The organism is Streptomyces sp. NPDC050806 (genome assembly GCF_055586425.1).
In genome coordinates, this window is sequence record NZ_JBVJIF010000006.1 from 405,817 (window position 1) to 420,361 (window position 14,545).

General features: G+C 70.3%; 14 protein-coding genes. 5 read left to right on the forward strand and 9 right to left on the reverse strand.

The features are described 5' to 3' along the window. Positions 1-69: 69 nt before the first annotated feature. Entirely contained in the window at positions 70-1,422 is a 1,353-nt protein-coding gene (locus ACZ6WH_RS21170; protein WP_469729904.1) for an MFS transporter, read from the reverse strand. 132 nt (positions 1,423-1,554) lie between these two features. Here ACZ6WH_RS21170 and ACZ6WH_RS21175 point away from each other — a divergent pair, with 132 nt between their 5' ends. Both ACZ6WH_RS21175 and ACZ6WH_RS21180 read left to right on the forward strand, forming a co-directional pair. Further along, positions 1,555-2,034 carry a MarR family winged helix-turn-helix transcriptional regulator gene (locus ACZ6WH_RS21175; protein ID WP_361553269.1) on the forward strand — a complete coding sequence of 160 codons (480 nt, stop codon included), beginning with the start codon at positions 1,555-1,557 and terminating at the stop codon, positions 2,032-2,034. Between the two features lie 166 nt (positions 2,035-2,200). After that, on the forward strand, positions 2,201-2,653 hold the full coding sequence (locus ACZ6WH_RS21180) for a GNAT family N-acetyltransferase (protein ID WP_469729905.1): 453 nt from the start codon (positions 2,201-2,203) through the stop codon (positions 2,651-2,653). Positions 2,654-2,789: 136 nt separating this feature from the next. Here ACZ6WH_RS21180 and ACZ6WH_RS21185 read toward each other — a convergent pair whose 3' ends face one another. The 4 genes from ACZ6WH_RS21185 to dnaB all read right to left on the reverse strand — a co-directional run bounded on the left by ACZ6WH_RS21185 (position 2,790) and on the right by dnaB (position 8,941). After that, on the reverse strand, positions 2,790-3,791 hold the full coding sequence (locus ACZ6WH_RS21185) for a TetR/AcrR family transcriptional regulator (RefSeq protein WP_469729906.1): 1,002 nt from the start codon (positions 3,789-3,791) through the stop codon (positions 2,790-2,792). 789 nt (positions 3,792-4,580) lie between these two features. Further along, positions 4,581-5,732 (reverse strand): pyridoxal-phosphate-dependent aminotransferase family protein, encoded by a 1,152-nt coding sequence (locus ACZ6WH_RS21190; protein ID WP_469729907.1) that lies wholly within the window; start codon positions 5,730-5,732, stop codon positions 4,581-4,583. Between the two features lie 157 nt (positions 5,733-5,889). After that, positions 5,890-7,323, reverse strand: coding sequence for a serine hydrolase domain-containing protein (locus ACZ6WH_RS21195; RefSeq protein WP_469729908.1), 1,434 nt, complete (start codon positions 7,321-7,323; stop codon positions 5,890-5,892). 148 nt (positions 7,324-7,471) lie between these two features. Next, positions 7,472-8,941, reverse strand: coding sequence for a replicative DNA helicase (gene dnaB / locus ACZ6WH_RS21200; RefSeq protein WP_432864514.1), 1,470 nt, complete (start codon positions 8,939-8,941; stop codon positions 7,472-7,474). Positions 8,942-9,405: 464 nt separating this feature from the next. Between dnaB and ACZ6WH_RS21205 the strand changes: the two genes are divergently transcribed. After that, a complete protein-coding gene (locus tag ACZ6WH_RS21205; protein ID WP_469729909.1) occupies positions 9,406-10,743 on the forward strand; it encodes an MATE family efflux transporter in 1,338 nt (445 codons plus the stop codon). 149 nt (positions 10,744-10,892) lie between these two features. Here the strand turns inward: ACZ6WH_RS21205 and rplI are convergent, their stop codons facing one another. The 4 genes from rplI to rpsF form a co-directional block, all read right to left on the reverse strand. After that, a complete protein-coding gene (gene rplI, locus ACZ6WH_RS21210) occupies positions 10,893-11,339 on the reverse strand; it encodes a 50S ribosomal protein L9 (protein ID WP_361553287.1) in 447 nt (148 codons plus the stop codon). A gap of 18 nt (positions 11,340-11,357) precedes the next feature. Continuing rightward, a complete protein-coding gene (gene rpsR / locus ACZ6WH_RS21215) occupies positions 11,358-11,594 on the reverse strand; it encodes a 30S ribosomal protein S18 (protein WP_003978893.1) in 237 nt (78 codons plus the stop codon). 122 nt (positions 11,595-11,716) lie between these two features. Beyond that, complete coding sequence (locus ACZ6WH_RS21220; protein WP_361553290.1) at positions 11,717-12,307, reverse strand: single-stranded DNA-binding protein; 591 nt, start codon at positions 12,305-12,307, stop codon at positions 11,717-11,719. A gap of 78 nt (positions 12,308-12,385) precedes the next feature. Further along, positions 12,386-12,676, reverse strand: a complete 291-nt coding sequence (gene rpsF, locus ACZ6WH_RS21225) for a 30S ribosomal protein S6 (RefSeq protein ID WP_003978891.1) — start codon at positions 12,674-12,676, stop codon at positions 12,386-12,388. 230 nt (positions 12,677-12,906) lie between these two features. On the opposite strand from rpsF, the gene ACZ6WH_RS21230 reads away from it, so the two are divergent. Beyond that, positions 12,907-13,236 (forward strand): hypothetical protein, encoded by a 330-nt coding sequence (locus ACZ6WH_RS21230; protein WP_432856902.1) that lies wholly within the window; start codon positions 12,907-12,909, stop codon positions 13,234-13,236. Positions 13,237-13,362: 126 nt separating this feature from the next. Next, positions 13,363-14,481: a lipid II:glycine glycyltransferase FemX gene (locus tag ACZ6WH_RS21235; protein ID WP_432856899.1), complete on the forward strand. Its 1,119-nt coding sequence runs from the start codon at positions 13,363-13,365 to the stop codon at positions 14,479-14,481. Positions 14,482-14,545: the final 64 nt, after the last annotated feature.

Here is a 14,545-nt window from a genome sequence, read left to right on the forward strand (position 1 = left end):
CGCGCTGAGTGATGTTTTGCGGGGCCGTAGCACTCGCAGCCGGGGCCCGCGGCTCTTGTGCCGCCGCCGTTACGCCCGCGTGGTCTCCGCCGGGCTGCCCTGCGCCAGGCCGCCTGCCAGGGCGTCCTGCGCGGTGGCCTGCTCGGCCGCCCGTCGCGCCGCCGAGTGCTCCACCGCCGAGTGCTTCGCCGACGCCGTGCCCGCGACGAGCCGGTCGGTTCCGGCATCGGCCGCCCCGCCGTGCGTCCGGCCGGCGCCCCGGTCCCGGCGCTCCAGCGCGGCCGACCAGAAGGCCAGGACCAGCGCGGACGCCGCGAGCAGCGCGCCGACCCAGTTCGGGGCCGTGACGCCGAAGCCGGCCGAGATGACCATCCCGCCGAGCCAGGCGGCGATCGCGTTGCCGAGGTTGAAGGCACCGATGTTGACGGCGGAGGCCAGCGTGGGCGCGTCAGCGGTCTGGTCCAGCACCCGCTTCTGCAGCGGCGGCACGGTCGCGAACCCGAATGCGCCGATCAGCGGGATGGCGACCGCCGCGGCGACCTTGTCGTACGCGGTGAACGTGAAGGTACCCAGCACGACGGCCAGCGCCGTGAGCGCCACGTACAGCATCGGCATCAGCGCGCGGTCGGCGAACTTCCCGCCGATCAGGTTGCCGATCACCATCCCGACGCCGAAGAGGACGAGCAGCCAGGTGACGGAGGAGTCGGCGTACCCGGCGGCCTCGGTCATCATCGGCGCGATGTAGGTGATCGCGGCGAACACGCCGCCGAAGCCCAGCACGGTCATGGCCATGGCCAGCAGCACCTGCGGATTGCGGAAGGCGGCCAGCTCGCGCCGGAGGTTCGTGCCGGAGTGCCCCTCGCGGGCGGGCTCGCGCCGGTCGGCCGGTACCAGGGCGGCGATGCCCAGCAGCCCGAGGACGCCGAGCGCGGCCACGATGAAGAACGTCGCGCGCCAGCCGATGCTCTGGCCGATGAAGGTGCCGGCCGGGACGCCGACGACGTTGGCGACGGTCAGACCGGTGAACATCATCGCGATCGCACCGGCCTTCTTGTGCGGCGCGACCAGGCCCGCGGCCACGATCGAGCCGATGCCGAAGAACGCGCCGTGCGCGAGCGAGGCGATCACCCGGCCGGCGAGCATCACGCCGAAGACGGGTGCGACGGCCGAGACGAGGTTGCCCGCGACGAACAGCCCCATCAGCAGCATGAGCATCCGCTTGCGCGAGACGCGGGCGCCGAGGATGGCCAGGAGCGGGGCGCCGACCACGACACCGAGCGCATAGCCGGTGGTCAGGAAGCCGGCGGTGGGGATGGAGACGCCGAAGTCAGCGGCGACCTCCGGCAGCAACCCCATGATCACGAACTCGGTGGTGCCGATTCCGAAGGCGCCGATTGCCAGCGCCAGTAGTGCGAGAGGCATGACTGGGCCCTTCAAAACGTTGCAGGGGAAGGTTGGATGCGTTCACAATAATTGCAGGCGCGGGTTACTTGCAAGCGCTGGCTATTTCGCGGGTGACCTACCCTGAGAGGTACGACCCAAAGGAGGGTTCTCATGACGCAGTGCCAGCAGACGGTCCGCGCGCCCGGCCTCGCCCAGGGGTGGTGCGCGCTCTCCGCCCTGCACGGCCGGATCGAGTCGCACATCGAGCGCGCCCTGCAGGACGGGCACGACCTGAGCGTGCGCGAGTACTCCGTGCTGAACGTGCTGAGCGAGCAGCACGACGGGGTGGGCGGCCATCTGCGCATGCACCAGGTCGCCGACGCCGTCGTCCTCAGCCAGAGCGCGACAACGCGCCTGGTCACCCGGCTTGAGGAGCGTGGACTGCTGTCGCGCTACCTGTGCCCCGACGACCGTCGTGGCATCTACACCAATGTCACGGAGCAGGGCCACCGGCTGCTGGAGCAGGCCCGTCCGACGCACGACGCCGCGCTGGCCGAGGCGCTGCAGGAAGCCGCCCGCCGGCCGGAGCTGGCCCCGCTGGTGGCCGCGGTGGAGGGCATGGCCACGGGAGCGGTACCGGCCGAGGCCTGATCCGCTGCGGAAGGCACGGCCGCACGGGCGGCGCCGGCCGGCCGAAGCCTGATCCGCGGAGGCGCGTGCCGCTCGGCCGGGCGGCCCGGGCCGACTGATCAAGAGTGGTGCGCGCTACGCGCCGGACCCCTGGGACACGGGCCGCACACGGCATATCGTCGCGCGCATGAGCGATTTCAAGATCCGCCGGGCGACCGAGGCGGATATCCCCGCCATCGTGGCGCTGCTGGCCGACGACCCGCTGGGCGCCACCCGTGAGTCGCCCGACGACCCGACTCCGTACCGCACGGCGTACAAGCGGCTGGCCGACGACCCGAACCAGCACCTGGTGGTCGCCGAACACGACGGCCGCATCGTGGGCACCCTTCAGCTCACCGTCATCCCCGGCCTCTCCCGGCGCGGCGCCACCCGCTCGATCGTCGAGGGTGTGCGCATCCACTCCGACGAGCGGGGGAGCGGCCTGGGCACCCGGCTCATGGACTGGGCCGTGGAGGAATCCCGCGCGCTCGGCGTGCAGTTGATCCAGCTGACCTCCGACGCGACCCGCGTCGACGCACACCGCTTCTACGAGCGCATCGGCTTCGAGGCCTCCCACCTGGGCTTCAAACGCCAGCTGTGACCTGGGGGCCTGGTGCAACAGCTGTGGTGAGCACTCCGTGTCCCCTACGGGCCTACGGGCCTACGGGGCTATGGGGCTATGGGGCTGCGGGGCTGCGGGGCCTATGAGGCCCATGGGCTTACGGGGCCTGTGAGGCCTACGGGGTCTGTGGGACTTCCATAGCCGCGGCGCCCTGGGCCTGAGAGGGCTGCGCAGAACCGTCAACGCCCTCCGCAGTGCCGTCGGCGTCCACGCTGTGGGCGCCCACACTTCCCTCGGCGTCCACATCACCCTCGGCGCCCATACCGCCCTCGACGTCCATACCGTCGTCGACAGGGCCGGAAGAACCGGCGATGTCACCCGAACGCACCCTTGACCGGGCCCGGTGCGCCTTCTGCCGGCAGGCCCCACCGCAGTAGCGGGCGGGCCGGCCGGTATGCGCCGAAGGTACAGGTACGCCGCATTCTTCGCACAGAGTTTCGTTACAGTCGGCCGCTTCGAACGGTAGTTTCGTTACGTCTCGCCCGGCGCGCAGCGCGTCGCACATCAGCGCCGTCATACGCCCCACGACAGCGTCCTCAGGCTCCGCACCCAGGGGATAATCCGTACCGACCCCGTTTTCCCCCGTCGCTGCACGGCCTTCACTCGACCGGCGTACTTCCATGGCCATGCAGCCGGTCAACAGCACCCGGACATCGGCCAGAACCACATCCTGGCGCACCGCACCGGCCCGCTGCGCCCTGTGCAGCAAAACCTCCAACGCCGCCCAGAATTCCCGCTCCAGCCCCGGCTCCACCGGGCGCGCACGGATCACTTCCGCACCTTCCAGCGCGGCGCTCATCGCCTTGTTCTGCGCGGCCAGCCTGACCACCGAGGAAATGAAGCGAAAAAACACCTCGCCCGGGTCCGGCACATCGGCCAAGTCCCGTGCGCTGTCGGTGAACAGCCGCAGCCGGTCCGCGACCGTCGCCTTGAACAGCGCGTCTTTCGAAGGGAAATGACGGTAAACGGTGCCGGCCCCCACCCCCGCGCGCCGAGCGATCTCTCCAAGCGGAACGTTCAACCCGCGTTCCTCAAACGCAGTTCGGGCCGCCTGCAACACGAGAGCCCGATTGCGTCGCGCGTCGGCACGCAATGCCGAGGTCTCTTTCTCCGGCATTCTCCGGCCTCCTCGAAAACGGCTGCACCACTGTCTCGGAAACCGTGCAGATAAACGGGCCGGACGTTCCGATTCTAAGCACCGCCAAATGCGTGACCGGTGACCTGTGGCCCGGCGCGCCGTCCCCGGAGCGTCAGAAATGCGCCGGACGAGGCCGGGTGAGGCCGGCCGCGGCCCTACCGAGGCCCGGCCGCGGCCGGCAAAAAGCACTCCCCGAACCGGGCTGTCGATTCCGTTTATCGGACAGCCGCCGAGCTGCCCCCGGCAGATGCGAGTGGGCCGGCTCAAAAAAAGGGGTGCCACCTGCCCCCCTTCGGCTACCTTCTGGCCGCTCAACTACCCACCCAAGTGATCGTTAAATTAGGGGAGTTGGGGGTCCAGCGTTCCGTTTTCAGGTGAATGGATGCCGAACGACCGCCTCGGGCTGCCGATGCTCGTCAGACCAGGACCCGCCGGGCTCCCCGCGGGCGCGACTACCCCTGGACACGAGTGCCTCGGACACGCGACTGCCCCCGGACACGGATGTCTCGGACACGCGACTGCCCCCGGACACGGGTGCTGGCGCACAGCCGCACATGCCGCCCGGCGGATGCCCGGCACGGCCTCCCCCCCCCGCCAACGTGGCCGCGTCGCCCACACATGACTGTGGGGCCGTGTTTCACGTGAAACACGGCCCCACTCAGCTCTTATCGCGGCCTACAGGCCCAAAAGTCACCCGACTGGCCTAGCCAGGCCGGTACTGCCGCCTGCAGACCAGTCGCCCCCTCCTGGGCGCCCTGCACGAAGGGGTCAGCCCCCGATCACCGCGTCCCATGCGGCTCCGGCAGCCTTCACAGCGGCGTCCGTGTCCGGCTCGGCGTCCAGCGTGCGCAGCCCCGCGGCCAGTGCGGACAGCGCGGCGAACACCACTCCCCGGTCCGCGGCGCGGCCGTAGTGGTTGAGGCGGATCATCTCGGTGGCCAGCGTGCCGGCCGCGGCCTGCAGCGGCACCCCACCGTCGGCGGCCAGCGCAGCGGCCACGATCTCGCGGGCGTCCGGCCCCTCCGGCGCCCGCAGCGTCGTCGCCGCCGGCGCCGCGTCCTCGTCGCGGAGCACATACGGCGTCAGACCGCCCAGGGCACGTACGCCCGCACGCGTCGCAGCTGCTGCCGCACGGTGACGGGTGATGACGGCGTCCAGCCCCTCGGCCGCCACCCGGTCCACGGCCTGCTCCAGTGCCAGCATCTCCAGCTGCGCCGGAGCGTGCGGCAGGGCCTTACGGCCACCGTCGATCCAGCGGTCCTTCCAGTCCTGCAGCGAGAGGTAGGAGCGGCGCGGAGCCTGCTCGTTGGCGGCGATCCGCTCCCAGGCACGGGCGCTCACCGAAGCGACCGAGACCCCGGCCGGGCCCGCCAGCGCCTTCTGTCCGCCGATCACGCACAGGTCCACGCCCCACTCGTCGGTACGCAGCGGCTCGGCACCCACCGACGCGACCGCGTCCAGCATCAGCAGCGCCCCGTGCTCCCGCACCACGGCGCCGATCTCGGCCACGGGGTTGGTGTTGCCGGTCGCGGCCTCGGCGTGCACCAGGCTCACGAATTCGATGGCGGGGTTCTCCCGCAGCGCGTCCGCCACCTGCTGCGGCGAGACCGCACCGGTGAACGGCGCACTGATCGTCACGACGTCGGCGCCGCAGGACCGCAGCCAGCCGCCGAAGGTCTCGCCGTACGGTCCGGTGATGATGTTCAGCGCGGTGCTGCCGGGCCTGACGGCCGAGCGGATGCATGCCTCCAGCGGCAGCAGCGCCTCGCCCTGCATCGTCACGACGTCCGCTTCGGTCCCCATCAGCGCGGCGACCTTGTCCTCGATCCGCGCGAAGTGCGCCGCGGTGAGCGGCGGCAGGTCGAGCAGCGCCGGGGAGTCGGAGTTCGCGGTCGCGGTCGCATCGTTCACGGCAGTCACAGTGGCCTTCCAGCGGTAGCGGGCCCCGCACGACGGCGGCTCCCGGGCACTCCTGATATCTGGCTCGACTGTACGTCCGCCCCGCCGCCCCGCCTCCGGCACCCGCTGTCCACGGGCGTCCCGCTACCGGTCCCCGTTGACGCCTCGACCCGGCGTCTCAGCCCTCTGTGCGCCAGCCGCCTTGGTCGACGCCGCCCGGCACCGGCGCCGCCGGCTCGTACGGGGCGCGGGTGAACACGAACGTGCCCAGGTCCAGGTGGCTCACCGAGCCGTCCCCGGCCCGCACGGCGCGCAGCGTCTCCCCCGCGTAGTAGCCGTCCAGCCCCGTCCAGGTGCCGTCCTCCGACGGCCTGAACCGCGAGCTGCGGCCGCCGCCCGACACCGGGCCCAGCTCCAGCTCCCGGTCCGCACGCAGCCGCAGGACGAACGGGCTGGCGCCCCAGTACCAGGGACCGGTCAGCGCCAGCAGCTCCTCGTCCAGGGGGCCGGCCAGCGGTCGCCACGGCGCGGGGATCCGCGGCTCCCGCTCGGCGACGATCCGTACGAGATCGGCGGCGATACCGCTCACCGCCGGGCCCGACGTGCAGTTGGCCAGCGCGAGACCCGCCAGCCCCTCGTCCGTGCGGGGATCCGCGCCGATCCACAGCGACGCCAGAAAGCCCGGCATGGAGCCGGTGTGCCCGGCCAGCACCCGGCCGTCGTCCGTCCGCAGCAGCTGCAGCCCCAGGCCGTAGCCCGTGGTCCAGTCGCCCTCCGCCGGCACCGCGGGGGTCCGCATCTCGGCGACGCTCGTCGCGCTCAGCACTCGTTCGTCGCCGCGGGACAGGAACGCCGCCCACCGGCACAGGTCCGCCGCCGTGGACCACAGCTGGCCCGCCGGGGCCATCAGGCCGGTGTCCTCGGCAGGTTCGGGCAGCAGCACATCCGCCCACGGGTGCACCGCCCAGCCCGTCGCATGCGGCGCGACCGGTTCGAGCGTCGTACGCGTCATACCCAGTGGCTCCAGCACCTCACGCCGCAGCACCTCACCCCAGTGCGTATCGCCGCGGAGCCGCTCGACGAGCGCGCCCAGCAGCGCGTATCCGGGGTTGGAGTAGTGGTGCCGCCGCCCCGCGGGGTGGCGGCGCGGCCGCTCGCCGAAGAGGTCGGCAGAGCCCGGCCGCAGCCTCCCCGGCGTGCGCTCCCACCACGGCCCGCGTGCCTCGGCCGCCAGGCCCGCACTGTGCGCGAGCAGCTGCGCGACCGTCGCGTCCGGCACCGGAGTGTCCTTGAGGTGCTTGCCGACCGGATCCGCGAGGTCGAGCAGCCCCTCGTCCCGCAGCCGCATGACCAGCACCGCCACGAACGTCTTGGTGATCGAGCCGATGCGGTACTGCACATCGCCGTGCGGCACCGCGCCGTCGACCGTCCCCCGCAGCCCCAGCCAGGCCGGCCGCCCGTCCCGTACGACCGCACCGGCCATCGACGGTGCACGCCCCTCGGACTGCCCGACGGCCAGTCGCCGCCACAGCTCCCGCCGGGTGCCCGCCAACAGCTCCGCGCCTTCGCGCTCCGCGTCCGAGGACACCACCACGCCACCCCACTCCGTCATGCCCCCATGCTCGCAGAGCACCACGCAACGCCCCTGCCCAGCAAACGCATTCGGCGAGCCCGGACCCATGAACGACGTGAGCCGCCGACGCATCGACGCGCCGGCGGCAAGGACAACGGGGGGCACCTCGCCCCGCTCGGCTACCGCGTCACGTCTGGGCCATGTCCACGAAGCGGGAGTAGTGGCCCTGGAAGGCGACGGTGATGGTGGCGGTGGGGCCGTTACGGTGCTTGCCGACGATGATGTCCGCCTCGCCGGCTCTGGGGGACTCCTTCTCGTAGGCGTCCTCGCGGTGCAGCAGGATGACCATGTCGGCGTCCTGCTCGATCGATCCGGACTCTCGGAGGTCGGAGACCTGCGGCTTCTTATCCGTACGCTGCTCGGGACCACGGTTCAGCTGCGAGAGCGCGATGACCGGCAGCTCCAGCTCCTTGGCCAGCAGCTTGAGGTTACGGGACATGTCCGAGACCTCCTGCTGGCGGCTCTCGACGCGCTTGGAGCCACCGGACTGCATCAGCTGCAGATAGTCGATGACCACGAGCTTGAGGTCCTGCCGCTGCTTGAGGCGGCGGCACTTCGCCCGGATCTCCATCATCGAGAGGTTCGGCGAGTCGTCGATGAAGAGCGGCGCGGCCGAGACGTCGGGCATGCGGCGGGCCAGCCGGGTCCAGTCCTCGTCCGTCATCGCGCCGGAGCGCATGTGGTGCAGCGCCACCCGCGCCTCGGCGGACAGCAGACGCATCGCGATCTCGTTGCGGCCCATTTCGAGCGAGAAGATCACGCTCGGCATGTTGTGCTTGATCGAACATGCCCGGGCGAAGTCCAGCGCGAGCGTGGACTTACCCATCGCCGGACGGGCCGCGACGACGATCATCTGGCCGGGGTGCAGGCCGTTCGTCAGGGAGTCCAGGTCGGAGAAGCCGGTGGGGACGCCGGTCATCTGGCCCTGGCGGGAGCCGATCGCCTCGATCTCGTCGAGCGCGCCCTCCATGATGTCGCCGAGCGGGAGGTAGTCCTCGCTGGTGCGCTGCTCGGTGACGGCGTAGATCTCCGCCTGCGCGCTGTTGACGATCTCGTCTACGTCGCCGTCGGCGGCGTATCCCATCTGCGTGATCTTCGTACCGGCCTCGACCAGCCGGCGCAGCACCGCCCGCTCGTGAACGATCTCGGCGTAGTACTCCGCGTTGGCCGCGGTCGGCACGGACTGCACAAGGGTGTGCAGGTACGACGCGCCGCCCACCCGGCCGATCTCGCCGCGCTTGGTCAGCTCGGCGGCGACGGTGATCGGGTCGGCGGGCTCGCCCTTGGCGTACAGGTCGAGGACGGCCTGATAGACCAGCTCGTGCGCGGGGCGGTAGAAGTCGTGGCCCTTGAGGACCTCCACCACGTCGGCGATGGCGTCCTTGGAGAGCAGCATGCCGCCCAGTACGGACTGCTCCGCGTCCAGGTCCTGCGGCGGGACCCGCTCGAAGCCACCGCCGGACCACGCGCCGCCGCTGTCCTCGCGGTCGAACCGGTCCTCGCGGCCGCGCCCCTTGCCGTCGTTCCGGCGGGAGGGAGCGGGCAGCCGGTCGCCGGGGCCGGCGTCGGCCCAGGGGTCCTCCATGGCCTCGGGCATGCTCACCACGCCACCTCTTCCCGTCCGCGGTGCGGACCTTGCTGTGCCCTTCTTTCTTACGGCACTGCTCTGACAAACGAGTCACCCGACTCCGCTTACGGCGCGACGAGTTCGGATGAATCCAGGGACCGGCACGGGGAAGGGGCGCCGCATAACGGTAGGCCTGTGGGCACCGTCCGCCAATCTGGTTATCCACAGGCCATGTGGATGATCGCCCCCAACCTGTGGAGAACCCCCCGGATCCTGTGCACGGCGCGGGGGAAATCAGTGTGGACAAACACACAATCACCCCTTCCCACCGCCCCTGACCTGCACTTTTCTCATCCATAGCCTGTGGGGGAGAAAAACTTCGGCAACCTGTTCAAGATCGCGACAATCGGTGTGGAGACACGTACTCCACACTGTGGAAAGTAAGGAGCACTATGCAGTTGTGTCTCTTACCTGTGGAAGATTAGATTGGGTGCATGACACAGGCTCCCGCGAAGCCCCGGCGCACCGGCCGCAGGCACGACCGCGAGATCATCGCACTCGCCCTTCCCGCGTTCGGCGCGCTCGTCGCGGAACCGCTCTTCGTCATGGTCGACAGCGCCGTCATCGGCCACCTCGGCACCCCGCAGCTGGCCGGGCTCGGCGTCGCCGCCGCCCTCCTCACGACGGCCGTCTCCGTCTTCGTCTTCCTCGCGTACGCCACCACGGCGGCCGTCGCCCGCCGCGTCGGCGCCGGAGATCTCTCCGCGGCGATCCGCCAGGGCATGGACGGCATCTGGCTCGCCCTCCTCCTCGGCGCCGCAGTGATCGTCGTCGTACTGCCCACCGCCCCCTGGCTGGTCGATGTGTTCGGCGCCTCCACCACAGCGGCTCCGTACGCCACCACCTACCTGCGCATCAGCGCCCTCGGCATCCCGGCGATGCTCGTCGTACTCGCCGCCACCGGCGTGCTCCGCGGCCTGCAGGACACCAGAACCCCGCTCTACGTCGCCATCGGCGGCTTCACGGTCAACGCCGTCCTCAACATGGGCCTCGTCTACGGCGCCGGCCTGGGGATCGCCGGCTCCGCCTGGGGCACCGTGATCGCCCAGTGCGGCATGGCGGCCGTCTACCTCACGGTGGTCGTACGAGGCGCCCGCCGCCACGGCGCCTCGCTGCGCCCCGACGCTGCCGGCATCCGCGCCTCCGCGCAGGCCGGCGTGCCGCTGCTCGTGCGCACCCTCTCCCTGCGTGCCGTACTGATGATCGCGACGGCGGTGGCGGCACGGCTCGGCGACGCCGATGTGGCCGCCCACCAGATCATCCTGACCCTGTGGTCGCTGCTGGCCTTCGCGCTGGATGCGATCGCCATCGCGGGCCAGGCCATCATCGGGCGCTATCTCGGCGCGGGAGACGTGGACGGAGCCAAGGCCGCCTGCCGCCGCATGGTCGAGTGGGGCATCGCCGCGGGAGTGGTGCTGGGCATCCTGGTCGCGCTGGCCCGGCCGTTGTTCATCCCGCTGTTCACCGCCGACCCGGCCGTGAAGGACGTCCTGCTGCCGGCCCTGCTGGTGGTGGCGGTGAGCCAGCCCGTCTCCGGCATCGTCTTCGTTCTCGACGGCGTGCTGATGGGCGCGGGGGACGGGCCGTACCTCGCCGGGGCGATGCTGGTCACGCTGGCGGTCTTCGCACCGGTGGCCCTGGCCGTGCCGGCGCTGGGCGGCGGGCTGACAGCCCTGTGGTGGTCGATGACGCTGATGATGGTGGTCCGCATGCTGACCCTGTGGATCCGTACCCGCTCCGGCCGCTGGATCGTGACGGGCGCCGCCCGCTGAGGACGGGCAGCAGGGCCCACCGGCCCGCCGGACAGCAGCAGGGGCCGCATCCCGGAAGGATGCGGCCCCTGCTGTGTGACTCGCTCACCGTGCCGCGTCAGCGGGCTGCTGCCCGCGGCCGGTGATGAGGCCGTGCGATCGGACTGCACTCAGGCAGCGACGACCTCGACGCCGAGGTTGGCGACAACCTCGGAGTGCAGGCGCACGGAGACCTGGTGCGCGCCCAGGGTCTTGATCGGCGAACCGACCTCCACGCGACGCTTGTCCACGTCCGGGCCACCGGCAGCCTTGATCGCCGAGGCGATGTCGGCCTGGGTGACGGAGCCAAACAGGCGGCCGGCGTCACCGGCGCGGACGGCCAGCTTCACCTTGACGCCCTCGAGCTGACCCTTGATCTCGTTGGCCTGCTCGACCGACGCGATCTCGCGGATCTTGCGACCGCGGCGGATCTGCTCGACGTCCTTCTCGCCACCCTTGGTCCAGCGGATAGCGAAACCGCGCGGGACCAGGTAGTTACGGGCGTAACCGTCACGGACGTCAACGACGTCGCCGGCGGTGCCGAGGCCGGAGACCTCGTGGGTGAGGATGATCTTCATGTTTCGGTCACCCTTCCCTTATCGCGCGGTGGAGGTGTAGGGCAGCAGCGCCATCTCACGGCTGTTCTTCACGGCCGTGGCGACGTCACGCTGGTGCTGGGTGCAGTTGCCGGTGACTCGGCGGGCACGGATCTTGCCGCGGTCGGAAATGAACTTCCGCAGCAGGTTCGTGTCCTTGTAGTCGACGTAGGAGATCTTCTCCTTGCAGAACACGCAAACCTTCTTCTTCGGCTTGCGAGCAGGCGGCTTCGCCATTGTCTCTCTCCAGTGAGTTTCAAGAAGTTTGTGCTGGCGCCCTCAGGCCACCGGGCCCACGTTTCACGTGAAACCGTGTTTCACGTGAAACAGCCCCGCGTGTACGTGCCAGACGTACGTGCCTAGAAGGGCGGCTCGTCCGAGTAGCCGCCGCCGGAGCCGCCGCCCCAGCCGCCACCGCCGCCACCCTGCTGGCCACCGCCTGCAGGAGCACTGGTCGCCCAGGGGTCGTCGGCGGGAGCCCCGCCCCCGCCGCCCTGCTGGCCGCCGGGGCCACCGCCCCAGCCGCCGCCGCCCTGGCCGCCGCCCTGCGGGCCGCCGCCGAAGCCGCCGCCCTGAGCACCCCGGCCGCTGGTCTTGGTGACCTTGGCCGTGGCATTGCGCAGGCTCGCGCCGACCTCGTCGACGTCGAGCTCGTAGACCGTGCGCTTCACGCCCTCGCGGTCCTCGTACGACCGCTGCTTCAGGCGGCCCTGCACGATCACGCGGGTACCCCGCGTGAGGGACTCGGCGACGTTCTCCGCCGCCTGACGCCACACCGAGCAGGTCAGGAACAGGCTCTCGCCGTCCTTCCACTCATTGGTCTGACGGTCGAAGGTGCGGGGAGTGGACGCGACGCGGAACTTCGCGACCGCCGCACCGGACGGGGTGAAGCGCAGCTCGGGGTCATCGACAAGATTGCCGACGACCGTGATGACGGTCTCGCCTGCCATTAGGGGAACCTCTCGGCGGGTGTGCTGCTGGCTGCTGTGTTGCTACTCGAACCCGATGTCCGCTGAACGCTTACGCGGTCAGTGGGTCTCGGGACGGAGGACCTTGGTCCGGAGGACCGACTCGTTCAGGTTCATCTGACGGTCGAGCTCCTTGACGACGGCCGGCTCGGCCTGGAGGTCGATGACCGAGTAGATGCCCTCGGGCTTCTTGTTGATCTCGTACGAGAGACGACGACGGCCCCAGGTGTCGACCTTCTCGACCTTGCCGTTGCCCTCACGGACGACGGAAAGGAAGTTCTCGATCAGGGGGGAGACAGCGCGCTCCTCCAGATCGGGGTCGAGGATGACCATCACCTCGTAGTGACGCATGTGGAACCCACCTCCTTTGGACTCAGCGGCCACGGTCGTTCCGTGGCAGGAGGGTCGTGATGCGTTCCGCGCCCGGCCCGTACAGCGAATGCGGACAGACATGGGCGCAGACCGTACAGAGTACCTGCCGGAAGGCTTCCGGTTGAAATCAGGCCGGGGATCCCCTCAATCTGGAACACAACGGGTGTGAGCGGCGTTACAGTGCGCCGCCCTGTCTACGGAGGTGCCGCATGGCACATGCAGTACAGCCCCAGAAGTCCCAGCAGCACGGCCTGCTCGCCGTGCTGAACAGCGACGGCAAGGCGCATCCGGTCGAGAACACCCTCGCCGCGGTCACCCTCGTACTGGGGCTCATCGCCGTGATCTCCGCCGCCTTCACCCATCTGCACCTGCTCAGCTCCTGGGCCGGCCTCGTCGGTATCGCCACGGGCGCCTGGGGACAGTTCATCTCCGTGACCACCGGTGAGCGCTTCCTGCTGATCATCGGCCTCGGCGCTGCGGCGCTCGGGTTCTTCCTCGGCATGGCGCACGGAGGCCTCTTCGGAGGCGTACTGGGCTGACCGCACCGATGACGTACGGGCGTGTGCGTCCGTAGGCCCAGACGGGGCGCTCCCTTGGCGCAGTAGGCTTCGGCGCGAGAGCCGGAGCCCCGACCACGGGGACAAACCTGCCGAGGAGCGCCCCGCATGAGCCTGACCCTGAGGACCATCAGTCGAGAGCAGCATCTGGCATACATCCAGAGCCTGCCCGCGGCGAGTCACATGCAGGTTCCGGCCTGGGCCGACGTGAAGTCCGAGTGGCGCTCGGAGAACCTGGGCTGGTTCGACTCCGCCGGGCAGCTCGTCGGCGCCGGGCTGGTCCTCTACCGCCAGCTGCCCAAGATCAAGCGGTACCTCGCGTACCTGCCCGAGGGCCCCGTCATCAACTGGTACTCCCCGAACCTGGAGGACTGGCTGCGCCCGATGCTCGCGCATCTGAAGCAGCAGGGTGCCTTCTCCGTGAAGATGGGCCCGCCGGTCATCATCCGCCGCTGGGACGCGGCCGCGATCAAGGGCGGCATTCAGGACCCCGACGTCAAGCGGCTGCGTGACGTGGAGGCCACCCACATCGAGCCGCGCGCCTTCGAGGTCGCCGACCGCCTGCGCCGTATGGGCTGGCAGCAGGGCGAGGACGGCGGCGCGGGCTTCGGCGACGTACAGCCCCGCTACGTCTACCAGGTGCCGCTGGAGAACCGCTCGCTGGAGGACGTCCACAAGGGCTTCAACCAGCTGTGGCGCCGCAACATCAAGAAGGCCGACAAGGCCGGCGTCGAGGTCGTCCAGGGCGGCTACGAGGACCTCGCCGAATGGCAGCGGCTGTACGAGATCACCGCGGTGCGTGACCAGTTCCGCCCGCGGCCGCTGAGCTACTTCCAGCGCATGTGGACGGCCCTCAACAGCGAGGACCCCAACCGCATGCGGCTGTACTTCGCCCGCCACAACGGGGTGAACCTCTCCGCGGCGACGATGCTGGTCGTCGGGGGGCATGTCTGGTACTCGTACGGCGCGTCCGACAACATCGGCCGTGAGGTCCGCCCGTCCAACGCGATGCAGTGGCGGATGCTGCGGGACGCCTACGCGCTCGGCGCGACCGTCTACGACCTGCGCGGCATCAGCGACTCGCTGGACGAGACGGATCATCTCTTCGGCCTGATCCAGTTCAAGGTCGGCACCGGCGGGCAGGCGGCGGAGTACCTGGGCGAGTGGGACTTCCCGCTGAACAAGTTCCTGCACAAGGCGCTGGACATCTACATGTCGCGGCGCTGACCACTCGCCTGCGACGTTCCCCACAGATCCACGCACCACAGCCACGAGAAAGGTTCACGGGCCG